The sequence below is a fragment of the Pseudomonas syringae genome (assembly GCF_001698815.1).
GTDB lineage: Bacteria > Pseudomonadota > Gammaproteobacteria > Pseudomonadales > Pseudomonadaceae > Aquipseudomonas > Aquipseudomonas syringae_A.
Window position 1 is genome coordinate 61,756 of the sequence record NZ_LGSI01000073.1, and the last position, 17,067, is coordinate 78,822.

The window sequence follows — 17,067 nt, forward strand, 5'->3', positions numbered from 1 at the left end:
CAGGCATCCTTAATCCTCAACCACCCAGGTGTCTTTGGTTCCGCCACCTTGCGACGAGTTCACCACAAGCGAGCCTTCACGCAGCGCGACTCGGGTCAGCCCGCCAGGTACGACGCGGGTTTCGCGGCCGGACAGGACAAATGGACGCAAGTCGATGTGTCGCGGGGCAATACCGTTCTCGACAAAGGTCGGGCAGGTCGACAGGCACAGCGTGGGCTGGGCGATATAAGCGTGGGGCTTGGCTTTGATTCTGGCGCGGAACGATTCGATTTCCGCCGCCGTCGACGCAGGTCCTACCAGCATGCCGTAGCCACCGGATCCCTGGGTTTCCTTCACTACCAGATCGCCAAGGTTAGCCAGCACGTGGGACAGCTCTTCAGGCTTGCGGCACTGGAAAGTCGGCACGTTCTTGAGGATTGGTTCTTCGTCCAGATAGAAACGAATCATGTCGGTCACATACGGATAGACCGATTTGTCATCCGCCACGCCGGTACCGATGGCATTGGCCAGCACGACGTTGCCCGAGCGATAGGCCGACAGCAGGCCAGGCACGCCGAGCATCGAGTCCGGATTGAACGCCAGCGGATCAAGGAACGCATCGTCCAGGCGACGATAAATCACGTCGACAGACTTCGGACCATCGGTAGTGCGCATGAACACACGATCATCACGCACGAACAGGTCAGCGCCTTCGACCAGCTCCACACCCATCTCACGCGCCAGAAAGGCGTGTTCGAAAAAGGCGCTGTTGAAGCGACCGGGGGTCAACACCACGACACTCGGGTTATCGATGGGGCTGGAGCTTTTCAGGGTATCGAGCAACAGGTTCGGATAATGATCGATCGGCGCAATGCGCTGTGCGGCGAACAGCTCCGGGAACAGACGCATCATCATCTTGCGGTCTTCGAGCATGTAGCTCACCCCGCTCGGGGTCCGCAAGTTGTCTTCCAGCACGTAATACGTGCCGTCGCCGTCGCGCACCAGATCGACACCGGAGATATGCGAATAAAGATCGCGGTGCAGATTCAGGCCTTGCATCGCTATCTGGTATTGCTCGTTGGCCAATACCTGCTCGGCGGGAATAATCCCGGCCTTGATGATGCGTTGCTCGTGATAAAGGTCAGCGAGAAACATATTCAACGCTTTCACGCGCTGAATGCAGCCTCGTTCAACCACCCGCCATTCACTGGCAGGAATGCTGCGCGGAATCGTATCGAAAGGGATCAGGCGCTCTGTCCCCTGCTCGTCACCGTACAGCGTGAACGTGATCCCGGCGCGATGAAACAATAGATCGGCTTCACGTCGACGCTGAGCCAATAACTCAGGCGGCGTTTCACCCAACCAGCGGGCAAATTCCCGATAATGCGGGCGGACCAGACCACCGGCATCGTACATCTCATCATAAAAGGTGCGGATCATGCCGTACTCCTTGTCACCACGGACACCAAGGGCCTTCGCAAGGCCCGTGCCATCGGCATAAACGCTTAAATATCAATTGGTTAAATAAAATCACAAGGATCACCGCACCATTCCTGTGCAATATCCTTCCTAACCAAATCTCCTACGCCTCATTCGGAAGCGTCCTTCAACTGCAAAAGCTATGACCAGCATAGCCAGAGTTGATTTCACGAGTCGATATTGTTTCCCGATAATCCCCTGCATCCGGGCAATCACTCATTTGGATGCCCTGTTTCAAGTCGTTGTCGAAAAACACCGCAGCGTCTGCAACAACCGAATTTTCCGAACTTCCCTTTGAGCCACTCTCTTGAGTGGCTTTTTTTTGCCTGCCCTTTTTTGGTCAGCGGCGCGGCGCATATTCGTTAACAGTTTTAGAGTCCACAAACCAAAACCGGCCGATTCGAGGAATGCCTCTGAATCGACCGGTCGTTCAACGCATCAATGACATCTCATGCGCTGGGAGCCTCTGATCTCCTGCGTGACGCCCCAGCCCTCGACTTCACCGTCGAGCGCTTCGATTGCTGTCTGGAAGTCCTGCTCGAAATCACCGATGCCGTCATAGGTTGCGTACATGACCTTGCTTAACTGCAAATGCCACGCGCCGTCATCTCCGACGTTGATCTGGGTATTAAGGGATTCGCCACGAAATCGTCCCGCAGCCTGCCGTGCCCGCTCCTCATCCGGGAAAATGGCATAAAACTCGATGGGGTGAATACGCGCGAAATCAAAACCGCCCTCTTTCATGCGGCGCAGTACGTTACTGCTGATGTCCTCTTGATAGGCTGTGCTCATGAAACGTCCTCCTATGCAACGATAGATAGAGTTTCAACGCTCCCATACGACGCTCCGATCGGAGGACGTCACACGGCAGATACTCTGCCGGGCGGGAATCAAGCATGTAGCTGACAAGGCCACGCCTGCTGGGCAGGCGAGGCATCGACATGACGAGGCTGGAGAAACGCTTCACCGACCTCAATTGCAGAGTAACCCCATCGTTGGCGTTATGCCAATTCGGGGCGGGGGAATTTTTTCAGGCGCTCAGGATGCTTCGGTGATGGAGATGATCTCCACGGCATTCTGGTCTTTCAAGGATTTCACGGTAGGCTCGGCCGTGCGACCTTCGAGGTCATTCAGGTCAAGCTCATCGGCGACAGGAAACAAAATCGGCCGTAGCCGACGAGCTACTTCCTCTTCGCTGGGACGCTGCTCGGCATCAAGATCCAGGCTTTGTTGCACACCATCTTTATCCAGATACGAAATGGTCCACTGTTTCATCGATGTCTCCTCAGCAGCCGAAAACGCGGCTTACGTGATCTTGACCTTTTTTGGCGGTCATTCGTTCAAACGAGTTGACCGGATCAACCCGCAAAAACACAGAGCTGGCTGCGGATGCAGGCTGGAGCCGTAAATGCAAAAAGCCCCTGGACAAGGGGCTTTTTGCGTTGCAGTGCAGCGATCAGTTCTTGTTCTTGCTCGCCTCTACACCGGCGGTGTTATCCAGAAGGCTCTTGGTCGCGGTTTGCAGGAAACTGTCGAGTTTGTTGCGCAGTTCCTGGGTATCCGGCGCATCCGGGATCACCTCGGCATGAGGTGTGCGGCCCAATGTGTACGACAAGACTTTCGGCTCCATTTCCTTGGGTTCGATCAGGATCCGGTCGCCGGTCACCAGCGCGACGGTCTGCTCGCTGCCCGAAGGCTTGATCACGCCAAAACCCTTGTCGCCTTCCGGCAGGTTCAGCAAGTCGCGACCCCAGCACTGGTTACGATTTTCGCCGCCCAGGCGGCCCATGATGGTCGGCACGATGTCAATCTGGGTGCCGACGATGCTGCTGCGCTGGCCAAACTTCTGTTGCACGCCCGGACCGATCATCAGCATTGGCACGTTGAAGCGGCCCAGGTCCATTTCAGTGATTTGCTGGTTGTTGCCGAAGCCGTGGTCGCCAACGACGATGAACAGCGTCTCTTTGTAGTAAGGCTCTTTCCTGGCCTTCTCAAAGAACTGCCCGAGCGCCCAGTCGGAGTAACGCATGGCGGTCATGTGTTCGTTCAGCGAACCCTGATCCGTCACGCGGTCTACCGGCAGGTTGGCTGGCAGAGCGTAAGGCGTGTGGTTCGACAGGGTTTGTAGCAAGGCATAGAACGGCTTGCCGTTTTCGCCACGGGTCTTCAATTCCTGAGCGCCGCGATCGAACATGTCCTGGTCGGAAACGCCCCAGGTCGGATCGGAGAACACCGGATTGACGAAGTCATTGCGACCAATGAAGTTGGTCATGCCCTGGTTGCTGAAGAAGCCCGACTGGTTGTCCCAGGCGAAGTCGCCGTTGTAGACATACACGTCGTCATAACCGCGGGCGCTAAGCAATTGCGGCAGGCCGGACAACTTATGACTGCCTTCCGGCGTCTGCATCAGGTACTCGAAGCCCGGCAGGTTCGGGAAGCACGCCATGGTGGCGAACATGCCCTGGTGAGTGTGAGTGCCGTTGGAGAAGAACCGGTCGAACAGCAGACCTTCCTTGGACAGCTTGTCGAAGTACGGCGTGATATTCGCCTCATCGCCCAGTGCACCCACCGAGTGACCGGCGAAGCTTTCCATCAGGATCACCACGACGTTCTTGATCGGCAGGGTGTTTTCCGCCGGTGGCATGGAGTCGCGACGCACCGCCGCGATCTCTGGGTCGACCAGTTTGTCGTGGGAGGTGAGCAACATGTCACGGACGGTCTGCTGCGCCTGTGGCTGCGGCAAAGTCGCCATCCAGATGTTGTCGCGATCTTCCGACATGCGGCTTTTCGCAGCAGCGATCAGGGTAAGGGTGCCATTCAGGCCCAGAGTGTTGGCGAAGTTCGATTCGGTGGTGTAAGCATCGCCCCAACGCAGCGGCGGGCCCTGGCGCAAGGTGCCACGAGCGGCGACAACCGCGATCAGCAGGCAAACCACGAAGACACCGATACGGGCATACCACGGGGCAATCGAACGCTGGGTGGCATTGCTGTCAGCCACAGCGCGACGCGGCCGGGTTGCGCGATCCACACCTTTGAATACCAGGCTCAACAGCCAGGTGACGAAAACCCAGGCCAATAGGTAGCGAGCCACCGGGAAGCCGTACCACAACATGCTCAGAACGGTCTTCGGATCTTCCTTGACGTACTGGAACACCAGGCCGTTCAGGCGCTGGTGGAACTCGCGATAGAAGTCCATCTCCATCAGGCCGAAGAACAGCGTCAGGCTGGCGACCAGGGTCAGCCAGAAACGAAAGAACCCACGCATCGCCATGATTCGCGCACTGAACAGCGCCAGAATCAGGGGAATAAGCAGGTAGACCGTCAGACGCAGGTCAAAGCGCATGCCGTTGAGCATCGCTTCAACAAATGCCGATGCCGGCGTGTCACCGATCATTTCGCGGTTGTAGACCAGCAGTGCAATACGCAACAGCGTATACAGCACCATCAGGACCAGCCCGCTTAACAGCGTGTACGCCAGATGCGATTTGACGGTAGGTTGCATCGAGCGCGACGAGGCGGGCTGATGACTCAGGGCGTCCGTTGTGGCCATGTCGTTCTAGGATCCGTTGGATTCAAAAAGGGGTTCAAAAGTCTGTGCGTCAGGCGACGTTTTCACATCGAGCAAACCGCGGGGGGCAAATCTTACGTGATCATTCACTGATAAACACCGATGGCAGTACGATATTTCATCTTGAACGGTTCGAAATCGGCGGCGTCATTGCTCTGCATTCAGGGTTAGCAGCCAGTGAGGCGTTATTGAGCGCGGCAGATTTTCAGCGACATTACGTGAAAATTTCGTCGTTCGCGGCGCCGGGACTTAGCTGAAAGATTGGCTGTAAAGGCTCAGGTTGTACTCGATTGCCTCGAAGACGCCTGGCGCGTCACCGGCGAATTCGGCGTTGTCGCGCAACGACGCCTGCGCCGCCGCGATCAGCTTTTGCAGGCGTTGCCGGGGTTTGACGACATCACAGACCTGCGCCAGCGCAAGAATCCCCAACCGTGAGGCGAACAGGCTTTTCGATCCGTCGAGGCTTAGCGCCAGCGAATCCTCTTTTATGTAAGCAGTTGTGTTGACGATGTCGTAGGCCGGTGCCAAGGCTGCATCACTGCCCAAAGGGTCGCGATACAACAGGCCGAAGTTTTTCAGATGCGCGTCACCGTTACCCACGATAACGAAACAGGTAGTCCGCCGTATCCTGCGCAGACAATTCGCCACTATCGCCCTCGGGCGTAACGATACGCACACGATCCAGGGCCTTCATCGAAAGACCTCCTGAAGCTCTTCAAATACAGGACGGCGTGCAGGAACCACCTGCAGCTCGGCACCCAGGGCGGCGAGGACTTTGGCATAAAGGTTGATTGAAACCGTCGGGCTGCCCTTTTCGATTTCAGCGAGCTTTTGGCGGGTGACGCCGGAGCGTGCGGCCAGCTCGACCAGCGTCAGGCCGCGTGCCTTGCGCATGCTTGCGATCTGCTGAGCCAGCCGGTCGACAACAAGAACAGTGTCCATGGTTATGCCTGCGTAACATTTCACTAAAAATGGAATGTATACGTAACATGGGCACCCAACAACAGAATGTTACGCATACATAACTTTTCCGACGAAATGTTATGTACACGTAACTTTCGACACGATCAGTCGTTGCTAGGCTTGTTGACTGCCTGCAGTACGTATTGCGGCAAGGCGAACGCGCCGATGTGGACTTCCGGGTTGTAATAACGGGTCACGATGCCGCTGCCTGCGAAACGCTGGCGCAAGGTTTCCAGCGGCAGTTTGCGATAGGCCGTGTTGGTCGCGCCCCAGGCGAAGGTCATGGCGCCACCGATGTAGGTGGGGATCGCCGCCTGATAGAAATGCCAGTCAGCAAACAATCCGCGCATCCGCCCGGCCGTGGTTTGTACGCCGCTCAGTTGCATGAAAGGCGTGCCGTTCTGGGTGACCAGGATGCCGCCTTCGTTCAGACAGCGGTGGCAGGCCTGATAGAAATTCTCCGAGAACAGCACTTCGCCCGGACCAATCGGGTCCGTGGAGTCGGAAATGATCACGTCGAATTTTTCTTCAGTGGTGGCGACAAAGCGCATGCCGTCATCGATCACCAGGTTCAGGCGTGGATCTTCGAACGCACCCTTGGAGTGGTTCGGCAGAAACTCTTTGCACATCTCGACCACGGTACCGTCGATTTCGACCATGGTGATGTGCTCGACACTGCGGTGCTTGGCCACTTCACGCAACATGCCGCCATCGCCACCGCCGATGATCAGTACCCGGCGGGCAGCGCCGTGGGCCAGGATCGGCACGTGAGTCAGCATCTCGTGGTAGATGAATTCATCGGCTTCAGTGGTCTGAATCACGCCATCAAGGGCCATGACGCGACCCATGCGCGGGTTCTGGAAGATCACCAGGTGCTGATGCTCGGTGCGCACTTCGTGAAGCAGTTTTTCCATGCGAAAACGCTGGCCATAACCTTCGTACAACGTTTCTTGATAATCGCTCATGGGTAAGTCCCTGATAAATGCGGATGGCAGGACGGCAGGCCGCCCATAAGAATGGCGCGCATTCTACGTCGAGGAGCATGACAGGTCGAACCTCCATTGCCCCACGCCGATATCCTCAGGCCAATCATGCTGAAATCTGCGCGAAAAAAACGCCTGACTGCCAGGGAGCAATCAAGCGTATTGATGCAGAGCCAGATCAGCGTTATCGATCAGATCCGCACATTGCCACGCGGACCGGCGATCGCCCAGATAATCAGCCCCAGCACCGGCAGCAGAGCAATCAGCAATACCCAGAGGATCTTCATCCCGGTTTCGGCACCACTTTTCAGAACGTTGATGATGGCCCAGATATCGAGGGCAAGAATGATCAGCCCTACCAAACCATTGAAAGTGGAACCCATGGTGTCGCTCCTGATTGTCCCGAATGAATACATGCCTGCTTAGGATAGCCGCAGTCTTCAAGGGTTCCGTTGAACCATCGGCATATTTTTACGCTCCGACTTGATAAGACAGGCGTAACGGCGCAAATTTTTTACTAACTCCGCAAAGGTCAGGCACTCATGCAAACTCCCGCACAACCGCGAACGTGGTGGGCGACATGGTTCGCTCAGGCACAATCCACGCCCTTGCTCAGTCTCAGTTTTCTGGCGGTGTTGCTGGTGGTGCTCGGGCTGCTGATCGCCAGTGGCTACAACGCCATCTACGGCGCCAATCAGGACAACCTGCATTACGCTTTGCTGGGCGGCGCGGCCGGTTTCGGCGCGACCGCATTGGGCGCGGTGATGGCCGTGGCGATGCGCGACATCAAGCAGCGCAGCCAGGACATCATGCTTGGCTTCGCGGCAGGGATGATGCTCGCGGCAAGTTCGTTTTCCCTGATCCTTCCCGGCCTGGCCGCTGCAAGGGAAGTCACTGGAAACGGACCCTTTGCTGCGGCAACGGTGGTGCTGGGACTCGGACTCGGCGTGCTCTTGATGCTCGGCCTGGACAAATTCACCCCCCACGAACACGAAAGCGTGGGCCGTCAGGGCCCACACTCCGAACGGATCAATCGGGTCTGGTTATTCGTCCTGGCAATCACCCTGCACAACCTTCCGGAAGGCATGGCCATTGGCGTCGGTTTCGCCAATGGCGACATGAATGTCGGCCTGCCGCTGGCGACCGCGATCTCGATTCAGGATATTCCTGAGGGCCTGGCGATTGCCCTGGCCTTGCGCGTCACTGGGCTTTCAGCATTCAAAGCGATGCTGGTGGCGATCGGTTCGGGCCTGATGGAGCCGATCGGCTCACTGATCGGGCTGGGGATTTCCAGCGGCTTCGCCATCGCTTATCCGGTCAGCCTGGGGCTGGCAGCGGGCGCCATGTTGTTCGTGGTATCCCATGAGGTCATTCCGGAAACCCACCGCAACGGCCATCAAACGCCGGCAACCCTGGGTTTGATGGGCGGTTTCGCGGTCATGATGTTTCTCGATACCGCGCTGGGTTGATCAGCTCGATGCCTTCAGCGCCTGCAATGCAGGCGCTGCCTGGATGCCGACCGCAACGCACAACTCAAGAACCCGCGCCTGATCATTGCCGTAGACCAGAACGGCTTGCAGCGCGTCATCCAGAGGCTGGCTGAAGTTCATCAGCACATAGCCGCCCATTTCCTTGTTCATCGCGCCCAGCTGAATCTGAATACGGTTGAGCGCGGTCAGCGCCTCGACCTTGGCCAGTTGCTTGGGCTTGATATTGAATGTGACGTCCGGTCCGAACGACTCGACGATTTGCGCGAACAGGTCCTCGTAGGTATCGGCCTGGAACAGCACGGTCTCTGGCAAGCTGCCCACCACGACCCACTCTCCCAATGCAATCGGGAAAGTCTCGTCGTAGTTGATGTCCGGATTAGCCGCCAGGAAAGCCTGAGGATCGGCGTACGCCTGGGCCGCTTCGTCGGCGATGCGCTCGATATCCTGCTCGCCCATGCAACCCGAACTGATTTTGCCGATTAATTCGATAAGTTGATTCTTCATGGGGCAGTCCTGATCACAAGCAAAAATAAAGGCGCGAAGGATAACGGCAAATCCTGCGCGCCTCTATATCAGTTGGGCATATCAGTTCAGGCGATACGCATTCAGTTGGCGAGTTTGCTCAACTGCGCAGCGGTATCTGCCGCGCCCATGGTTTGCGCGGCGGCCAGCGGCGTCACGCCTTTAGCGTCCTGCACGTGGGGGTTGGCGCCTTTGCTGATCAGGTAATCGACGATTTCAGTGCGATTGAACATTGCCGCCATCATCAATGCAGTGCGGCCGTCCGCCGAAGCGCCTTCCACGTCTGCGCCGCCTTCGATGAGCAATTGAACGACCGCCATATCGCCCTTGAACGCAGCGCCAGCCACCGGGCTCTGGCCGTTGTCGTTACGGATTTCCGGATCGGCCTGGTGCTTGAGCAGCACCCGAACGGCGTCCTGATGGCCGTGATAGCTGGCCAGCATCAACAACGTGTCGCCCTTGTGGTTGCGCAGGTTCGGCGTCAGACCTTTTTCCAGAAGCTTGTCCAGCATCACCGCATCGCCACGGCGCGCCACGTCAAACACCTGCTCTGCGAATTCGAGGGCTTCATCATCGGTCATCTGCACTGGTTCGGCAGCCGTATTGGGTTGATCTGACATCAGGTATCTCCTCGCAAGCGGTTTGCACGCGGCATCAATAAGGTTCAGGAAAGCTGTCTGGTAATGACCGCAACTGTGCGCAGCCGTTCGAATCGGGTCAAGGCAAAGCCACCTATCGAGGTCATTGATAAATAGACGGAAAAGGTTTTTTTGACAGGCTCGAATAATTTCGGCAAAACCGTGGTCAGAGCGTCCAGGTGCGTTCGCATCACCGTCCGGTTTTGCCAGAACCCGGACTTTCGCTTAAGTTCCGCGCTTGCCCTCGCCAACCGCGAAAAAACCCGCAAAATGCAGGATGCACGATAGGCCTTCATGCAAATTGCACGAGCCGCGAAAAATTAATAATTGATAAATTATTGATTTTAAACGACTTAAATTATATCCAAATACTGGCACAGTCACTGCACTAGTAATTCCAAGCTTGTTATCCCATGAGCAATGGAGCCGCTAGACATGACTTTTATTCAAGAAAAATTCGCTTCCGTCTTTTCCGAATTCGACGTAACCACTCAGGCCCGTCCTGACGGTGGTGTGCTTCTTTCTTTGCGTAACAGTGAAGGCAAACAGATTCGTCGCTCCGTGTCCTATGCGCAGCTCCATACTCCGGTTCAACTGGAATGGGTAATCAGTGCCATTCGTCGCGACCTCGCAGCACAAGCCAGCGAACTGCCGGCCATCTCGATGCTGCAAAGCCAACACCGTTTTGATTTGCCGACCTACCACACTCGCTAAGTACTGGTAAGGCCGACTGCACGCTTCACGCAGTACTGATTCACCCGCTCTCTCATCCCTTGTTTTTTTTGCCGCGACTGCCGAAAGGCTTTCGCGGCTTTTTTTTGGCTTGAGCATTCGCACTGAATTTAAACCGTAGGACCGGCTTTAGCCGGGAGGGCGGAAGGTCTGACGACGCAACCGCTGCGAATGTACCGGNCCGTAGGACCGGCTTTAGCCGGGAGGGCGGAAGGTCTGACGACGCAACCGCTGCGAATGTACCGGCCTCCTCCCGGCTAAAGCCGGTCCTACGGGATGTATTCAGGAGGTCAAGACGGTATCTACTGTATCTATTTGATAATCCCCTGCGACAACGCCTCCCCCACCGCCTGCGCGCGATTAGAAACGCCCAGCTTGTTGTAGATGCTCTTCAGGTGATATTTCACGGTTGGCGCGGCTATTTGCCGGATCGATGCGATCTCGGAAGTGGTCTTGCCTTCTCTGACCCACTCCAGCACTTCAATTTCCTTCTCGCTAAGCCCCCGGGATCGTAACTTTGCACCTCTGCCCACCATGTGCAGAACCGGCACCAGACTGGACAGCAAGTATTTATCCGCACCGGTGAGGCTTCTGGTCAAACCGTTGAGCGAGCAGATTGAAGTGACACCCTGAAACCCCTGGCCCTGATGACTGTAGCCATAGGAACAACCTGGAGTCAGTTGATGACTGGCAACGGCCTCGCTATAGGTGCTGGAAGGTGGATCAAGCTGGAACGCCTTGCGCCAGTCGAGAAAACCCAGCTGTTCCCGGTAATAGTTGACCACAGGATCTTCCAGCAGCATCCGAGTGCGGCGGTACATGTGGCGCCAGTTGCTGTCGACGTTGGACGTCACAATGGTCAGCAGCATCGAACCCCGGAACTGATAAAACATTGCCCGCTCGCAATTACACTCGCGTCGCAACCAGATCAATGCGTTTTCAATCGCATACTCGCCGTCCAGCTCGGTAATGCTGCTGACCATTTGCTGGATGAGCGGATCGAGATTCGCGTTTCGTGACTTGGCAGTTTCCATTGGCGCTAGCTCCTTATCCAGCTGGCCACTGTTTTATGGTGTTCAAGCAATATCGGCGATGGCTGGATGGGCAGAAAACTACACGAATAAACGCGCTGAAAAGCCAAAGCGAAAACAAACAGTCTTCGCTGACTTACATCAAAGCCGCATCCCACAGCGCATTCAGAAAAGGCTGACTAAAGTTCTGCAGATTGGTAACGAGGCAGGCGATGTTTACTGACGGCAGTCGCGGTTCTGGCCCGCAACTGCCGGGGGAAGAGGAATCAGAAGCGAGTCAGATCAATCACGGCGAAACTGGCAACGTTGCTATGCCCGACCAATTCCCCGCCGTTGCGGACCAGGCCACAGGTCGGCATGCCGGCAGCTTGTGCGGCGTCCAGTTCCTCGACGATGTCGGACAGGAACACGATCTGCTCGGCAGGCAAGCCGATAGCGGCGGTGATAGTTCTGTAGGACTGCGGATCGCGCTTGGGTCCGGAAGTGGTATCGAAATAGCCGCTGAACAACCCGGACAAATCGCCCGCTTCAGAGCAGCCGAAAATCAGTTGCTGCGCCTGAATCGACCCGGAAGAATAAACGTACAGCGCGTAACCTTCCTGATGCCAGCGCTTGAGTGCTTCTACGGCGTCGGGATAAACGTGCCCCTTGAGCTGACCGGCCTTGTAGCCCTGCTCCCAGACCATACCTTGCAGCGCTTTCAGAGGCGTGGCCTTGCGGTCCTCGGCGATCCATTGCAGCAGAATTTCGACAACCCGTTCCACCGAAGCATCCGGCTCGTTGTTTTCAGCGCGCACAGCTTGCAATTGCGCGGCAACCGCAGGCTCGCTGGCGTGCTGGAGCACGAAGTCCGGCAGATGTTTCGCGGCGAAAGGAAACAGCACTTCCAGGACAAAGCTCACGGCGCTGGTGGTGCCTTCGATATCGGTCAGGACAGCTTTAATCGTCATCGGTATCCGGTCCTATAAATCGTCGAGCTGCGGAAAGTTGCGGGCGATGCTTTCGCCGGTGAAGTTGGCAACCCAGCCTTCAGGATTGTTGAACAGACGAATGGCCACGAAATGCGGGTTCTCGCCCATGTCGAACCAGTGCCGGGTACCCGCCGGAACGGAGATCAGGTCGTTCTTTTCGCACAGTACGGCATAGACATAATCGTCGATGTGCAGCGTAAACAGCCCACGGCCAGCGACGAAAAATCGTACTTCGTCTTCTCCATGACGATGTTCGTCGAGGAATTTGGCGCGCAGTTCGGCTTTTTGCGGATGGTCACTGTTGAGGCTGATCACGTCGACGGTGACATAGCCACGTTCGGTCATCAGCTTGTCGATCTGCACCTGATAGGCACTGATGACTTCTTCCTGGGTTGCGCCGGGCGCAATCGGTGTGGCCGCCTGCCAACGATCAAAACCGACGCCGTGTTCGGCCAGGGTCGAGGCGATGTCTTCGACGTGGGTCAGGACTTTGTTGGGCTGGTCAGGGCTGGACTCGTGGTAAACGAACAGGCTGCTCATGGGGCAATTCCTCGGTTTTGGTGAACCCTGCGGCGGATTTTAATAATGAGAAAGCCAGGCCGCTGCGGGTAAATCTGTTATCGATTCAATATGGCGAGGGTTTTCAGCTCGCATTCAAACAGAAACTCGAACGCTTCGATCTGACGCAACGCATCGCTCATTCGCGCCCCCCAGGTATACAGACCGTGGCCGCGAATCAGATAACCGGCGCAGTCTGGATGGGCATCGAGCCAGGGCTGGACCTTGGCGGCCAGTCGGGCGATATCCTGATCGTTGTCGAAAATCGGCACCACAACCCGGGATTCATGGGTGACGACACCGCTGAATGCCTTTTGCAGCTCGTAGTCCTCGAACACCAGATGATCGGCGGCGGTCAGACGAGACAATACCGTAGCGTTCACCGAATGGGTGTGCAGCACCGCGCCGACGTCCGGCCTGCAGCTGTAAAGCTGAGTATGCAGCAAGGTTTCCGCTGAAGGCTTCTTGCCCGGTTCCAGACTGTTGCCGGCCAGATCGGTCGCCAGCACGTCGTCCGGCCCCAGTTCGCCCTTGTGCTTGCCGGAAACGGTCAACAGCACTTCGGTGGTGCTCAGGCGTGCGGAATAATTGCTGCTAGTGGCTGGCGACCAGCCCCGTGCATATAAAAAGCGCCCGGCATCAATAATCGCCTGGCTTAGCTGTTCGCGGCTCATGCGCGCTCCTCTTTCATTCTTGAACCTGTGATGACGGCGGCGGCCAACGCTGCAATGCTGGCGATGCTGAACGTCCAGCCCGGACCCAGCAGATTCCAGCTGTAGCCTGAATACAACGCCCCCAACGCGCCGCCGGTGCCGGCCAACGCCGCATAAAGCGCCTGACCCTGGCCTTGTTGTTGCGGCCCGAAACTACGTTGCACGAAATGGATGGCAGCTGCGTGAAAACTGCCGAACGTCGCCGCATGCATGAGTTGGGCAATCAGCAGCACCCCTAAATGCTCGGCAAAGCTGCCCAGCAACACCCAGCGCAACGCCGCCAGCAGGAAACTCGCCAGCAGCACCTGACGCACGGTAAAACGCTTCAGCATCCGGCTCATGGCCATGAACATCAGCACTTCAGCCACCACGCCCACGGCCCAGAGCAGCCCAATAATGCCGCGACTGTAACCCAGGCTTTCAAGGTGCAGGGTCAAGAAGGTGTTATACGGGCCGTGGCTCAACTGCATCAGCCCGACGCTGACATAAAACGCCAGCACCCCGGGTCGGGTCAGTTGCCGGAAAAATCCCCCGGCGCCCAGGCGCGCGGCCGACAGCACCGGCTGGGCATTGGGCACCCACCAACTGCTGGCGACGATACCGAGCAGGATCACCAGCAGCGCCTGAGGATAAAGGTCGAGGCTGAATCCTTCAAAGAGCCGGCCCAGGGCGACAACCGCGAGGATGAAACCCACCGAACCCCAGAGTCGAATCTGACTGTAGCGTGATGTTTGCCCTTGCAGGTGCGCCAGGGTAATGACTTCAAACTGCGGCAACACCGCGTGCCAGAAGAAGGCGTGCAACGCCATGACCATCGCCAGCCAGGCATAGCTTTTGTCGAACAGAATCAGCGAGAACGTCAGCAGCGTGCAGACTGCGCCGAAGCGCACGATGGTCAGGCGTCGCCCGGTGTAATCGCCGAGCCAGCCCCAGAGATTGGGCGCGATGCAGCGCATCAGCATGGGAATTGCCACCAACTCGCCGATCCGCGCGCTGGAAAAACCCAGATGATGAAAATACAGCGCCAGATACGGCGCCGTGGAGCCGAGCAAGGCGAAGTAAAACAGGTAGAAGCTGGACAGCCGCCAATACGGCAACGGCCCGGCTGAGGCTGGCGCCACGCTAACGGGCTGCGCTGGCAGCGGCGCCATCGATCATCAGAGCTGACCCAGCACAGGCGTGCTGACCTGCACACCGGCGTTTTGCCCACGATGGCGCAGCAGGTGGTCCAGCAACACGATGGCCATCATCGCCTCGGCAATCGGCGTGGCGCGAATGCCGACGCACGGGTCATGACGACCCTTGGTGATCACGTCCACCGGGTTGCCGTTGACGTCGATGGAACGCCCCGGCGTGGTGATGCTGGAGGTCGGCTTCAGCGCCAGATGCGCAACAATGGGCTGTCCGGAAGAAATGCCACCCAGAATGCCGCCGGCATTGTTGGACAGGAAGCCTTCCGGCGTCAGCTCGTCGCGATGCTCGGTGCCGCGCTGGGCAACACAGGCAAAACCGGCGCCGATCTCGACGCCCTTGACGGCGTTGATGCTCATCAGCGCATGGGCCAGCTCGGCGTCCAGACGATCGAAGATCGGCTCGCCCAGACCCGGCATCACACCTTCGGCGACCACGGTAATCTTCGCACCGACCGAATCCTGATCGCGACGCAGCTGGTCCATATAGGCTTCCAGCTCCGGGACCTTATCCGGATCAGGGCAGAAAAAGGCGTTGTCTTCGACGCAATCCCAGGTCTTGAACGGAATCTCGATCGGGCCCAGCTGGCTCATGTAGCCGCGCACCACGATGCCCAGGCTCGCCAGGTATTTCTTGGCGATGGCACCGGCCGCAACCCGCATGGCGGTTTCCCGCGCCGAACTGCGACCGCCGCCGCGATAATCGCGAATGCCATATTTATGGTGATAGGTGTAATCGGCATGGGCCGGACGAAACAGGTCCTGAATCGCGGAATAGTCCTTGGACTTCTGATCGGTGTTGCGAATCAGCAAGCCGATGGACGCACCTGTGGTCTTGCCTTCGAAGACACCCGAGAGGATTTCCACCTCGTCGGCTTCCTGACGCTGGGTGGTGTGGCGGCTGGTGCCAGGCTTGCGCCGGTCGAGGTCGAGTTGCAGGTCTTGCAGCGACAGCTCAAGGCCCGGCGGGCAGCCGTCAACGATAGCAACCAGCGCCGGGCCATGGCTTTCGCCAGCGGTGGTGACAGTGAACAGCTTGCCGAAAGTGTTACCGGACATGCGGACGCTCCGAGAAGTCAGCGAAAAAAGCGAGATCGATAAAAACCAGATCAATAAAAACCAGGCGCGCCAGTATACGCAGGCTGGTCGTGTAGTTCATCCTCGAACCTTATTCGTCTGGCCGCGTCCAATCGGCACCCAAACAGATAGTGGCCCAACGATGTTACGAGTTATTGCCTTGATACTTCCCTTGCTCACCGGGCTTGCCTACGCTGGCGAACCAGTTGTCCTGCAACGTCCTATTAGTCTCGACACCGGTACCGGTGAGCTGTTCGGCACCTTGCTGCTGCCTAAATCCGACGCGCCAGTGCCGGTGGTGCTGATCATTGCCGGCTCCGGTCCAACCGACAGAGACGGTAACAACCCCGATGGCGGGCGCAACGACAGCATGAAGCGTCTGGCGCGCATCCTCGCCAAACACAACATTGCCAGCGTGCGTTACGACAAGCGCGGGATCGCCGCCAGCAAACCAGCCACACCGGACGAACGCAACCTGAGCATCGAAGGTTATGTGGCGGATGCCCAAGCCTGGGGGCAAAAACTCAAGGCTGATCCGCGTCTGGGCCAGCTGATTCTGCTGGGGCACAGCGAGGGCGCTCTGGTCGCCTCGCTGGCTGCCGAGAAAGCTGGCGCCGCTGCGGTGATTTCCGTGGCAGGCACTGGCCGCCCGGTTGATCAGGTGCTGCGCGAACAGCTTCAGTACCGTCTGCCGCCGCCGCTGCTGGCGCGCAGCAATCAGTTGATCGATGAAATCAAGGCCGGCAAGACCGACGACGATGTGCCCGCCGAGCTGGAAGTGGTGTTTCGTCCCAGCGTGCAGCCGTACCTGACCTCGCTGTTCCGCCAGGATCCGGCCGCTGCCTTCGGCAAGTTGCAGGTCCCGGCGCTGATCGTTCAGGGTCGCCATGACATTCAGGTCGGCGTGGGCGACGCACAGTTGTTGCAGCAAGCCAAACCCGATGCTGAGCTGGCATTGATCGACGGCATGAATCACGTGCTACGCATTGTGCCCAACGACATCAAACGCCAGCTCGCGTCGTATAAGGATCCGCAATTGCCGCTGGCCAGTGAACTGACCACCCGCATTCTGCGTTTCATCGGCGCCCTGCCCGCCGCTTGATGCACTTTTTGACGCCAGCACACGCGAAACGCCCTTCAGGACTGGCAAAAGCAGCCGATAGGATGCTACTG

The 17,067-nt window shown here is 57.6% G+C and carries 19 protein-coding genes; 3 read left to right on the forward strand and 16 right to left on the reverse strand.

The features are described 5' to 3' along the window. Window positions 1-9 precede the first annotated feature (9 nt). The 8 genes from AFK24_RS27675 to AFK24_RS27710 form a co-directional block, all read right to left on the reverse strand. Complete coding sequence (locus AFK24_RS27675) at window positions 10-1,419, reverse strand: circularly permuted type 2 ATP-grasp protein (protein WP_065836271.1); 1,410 nt, start codon at window positions 1,417-1,419, stop codon at window positions 10-12. Window positions 1,420-1,896: 477 nt separating this feature from the next. Then, window positions 1,897-2,250 (reverse strand): ribonuclease E inhibitor RraB, encoded by a 354-nt coding sequence (locus AFK24_RS27680; protein WP_065836272.1) that lies wholly within the window; start codon window positions 2,248-2,250, stop codon window positions 1,897-1,899. 246 nt (window positions 2,251-2,496) lie between these two features. Then, window positions 2,497-2,733, reverse strand: coding sequence for a hypothetical protein (locus AFK24_RS27685; RefSeq protein WP_065836273.1), 237 nt, complete (start codon window positions 2,731-2,733; stop codon window positions 2,497-2,499). Between the two features lie 181 nt (window positions 2,734-2,914). After that, the gene (locus AFK24_RS27690) at window positions 2,915-5,008 is read right to left on the reverse strand and encodes an LTA synthase family protein (protein ID WP_065836274.1); all 2,094 of its coding nucleotides are present in this window, start codon (window positions 5,006-5,008) and stop codon (window positions 2,915-2,917) included. Between the two features lie 267 nt (window positions 5,009-5,275). Further along, window positions 5,276-5,704 (reverse strand): HipA domain-containing protein, encoded by a 429-nt coding sequence (locus AFK24_RS27695; protein ID WP_346424285.1) that lies wholly within the window; start codon window positions 5,702-5,704, stop codon window positions 5,276-5,278. Window positions 5,705-5,716: 12 nt separating this feature from the next. Next, a complete protein-coding gene (locus tag AFK24_RS27700) occupies window positions 5,717-5,968 on the reverse strand; it encodes a helix-turn-helix domain-containing protein (RefSeq protein WP_065836276.1) in 252 nt (83 codons plus the stop codon). A gap of 125 nt (window positions 5,969-6,093) precedes the next feature. Beyond that, the gene (gene speE, locus AFK24_RS27705) at window positions 6,094-6,954 is read right to left on the reverse strand and encodes a polyamine aminopropyltransferase (RefSeq protein WP_065836277.1); all 861 of its coding nucleotides are present in this window, start codon (window positions 6,952-6,954) and stop codon (window positions 6,094-6,096) included. Window positions 6,955-7,163: 209 nt separating this feature from the next. Next, entirely contained in the window at window positions 7,164-7,355 is a 192-nt protein-coding gene (locus AFK24_RS27710) for a PLDc N-terminal domain-containing protein (protein ID WP_020291491.1), read from the reverse strand. A 159-nt stretch (window positions 7,356-7,514) separates the two neighbouring features. Between AFK24_RS27710 and AFK24_RS27715 the strand changes: the two genes are divergently transcribed. Next, window positions 7,515-8,441 carry a ZIP family metal transporter gene (locus tag AFK24_RS27715; RefSeq protein ID WP_065836278.1) on the forward strand — a complete coding sequence of 309 codons (927 nt, stop codon included), beginning with the start codon at window positions 7,515-7,517 and terminating at the stop codon, window positions 8,439-8,441. On the opposite strand, the gene AFK24_RS27720 is transcribed toward AFK24_RS27715, so the two are convergent. Beyond that, on the reverse strand, window positions 8,442-8,966 hold the full coding sequence (locus AFK24_RS27720; RefSeq protein ID WP_065836279.1) for a hypothetical protein: 525 nt from the start codon (window positions 8,964-8,966) through the stop codon (window positions 8,442-8,444). A gap of 101 nt (window positions 8,967-9,067) precedes the next feature. Next, on the reverse strand, window positions 9,068-9,604 hold the full coding sequence (locus AFK24_RS27725) for an ankyrin repeat domain-containing protein (protein ID WP_065836280.1): 537 nt from the start codon (window positions 9,602-9,604) through the stop codon (window positions 9,068-9,070). Window positions 9,605-10,057: 453 nt separating this feature from the next. Between AFK24_RS27725 and AFK24_RS27730 the strand changes: the two genes are divergently transcribed. Further along, the gene (locus tag AFK24_RS27730) at window positions 10,058-10,336 is read left to right on the forward strand and encodes a DUF3509 domain-containing protein (RefSeq protein WP_020291487.1); all 279 of its coding nucleotides are present in this window, start codon (window positions 10,058-10,060) and stop codon (window positions 10,334-10,336) included. 329 nt (window positions 10,337-10,665) lie between these two features. Here AFK24_RS27730 and AFK24_RS27735 read toward each other — a convergent pair whose 3' ends face one another. From AFK24_RS27735 to aroC, 6 genes are all read right to left on the reverse strand, one after another. After that, complete coding sequence (locus AFK24_RS27735) at window positions 10,666-11,388, reverse strand: response regulator transcription factor (RefSeq protein WP_065836281.1); 723 nt, start codon at window positions 11,386-11,388, stop codon at window positions 10,666-10,668. A 263-nt stretch (window positions 11,389-11,651) separates the two neighbouring features. Beyond that, a complete protein-coding gene (gene mtnC / locus AFK24_RS27740; protein WP_065836282.1) occupies window positions 11,652-12,335 on the reverse strand; it encodes an acireductone synthase in 684 nt (227 codons plus the stop codon). A 12-nt stretch (window positions 12,336-12,347) separates the two neighbouring features. After that, window positions 12,348-12,896: a 1,2-dihydroxy-3-keto-5-methylthiopentene dioxygenase gene (locus tag AFK24_RS27745; protein ID WP_065836283.1), complete on the reverse strand. Its 549-nt coding sequence runs from the start codon at window positions 12,894-12,896 to the stop codon at window positions 12,348-12,350. Between the two features lie 77 nt (window positions 12,897-12,973). Next, on the reverse strand, window positions 12,974-13,588 hold the full coding sequence (locus AFK24_RS27750) for a methylthioribulose 1-phosphate dehydratase (protein WP_065836284.1): 615 nt from the start codon (window positions 13,586-13,588) through the stop codon (window positions 12,974-12,976). Next, window positions 13,585-14,778, reverse strand: coding sequence for an MFS transporter (locus AFK24_RS27755; RefSeq protein WP_065836285.1), 1,194 nt, complete (start codon window positions 14,776-14,778; stop codon window positions 13,585-13,587). The genes AFK24_RS27750 and AFK24_RS27755 overlap by 4 nt, the downstream gene beginning before the upstream one ends. A 6-nt stretch (window positions 14,779-14,784) precedes the next feature. After that, a complete protein-coding gene (gene aroC / locus AFK24_RS27760) occupies window positions 14,785-15,876 on the reverse strand; it encodes a chorismate synthase (RefSeq protein WP_065836286.1) in 1,092 nt (363 codons plus the stop codon). Between the two features lie 160 nt (window positions 15,877-16,036). Between aroC and AFK24_RS27765 the strand changes: the two genes are divergently transcribed. Beyond that, a complete protein-coding gene (locus AFK24_RS27765; protein ID WP_065836375.1) occupies window positions 16,037-16,996 on the forward strand; it encodes an alpha/beta hydrolase in 960 nt (319 codons plus the stop codon). Window positions 16,997-17,067: the final 71 nt, after the last annotated feature.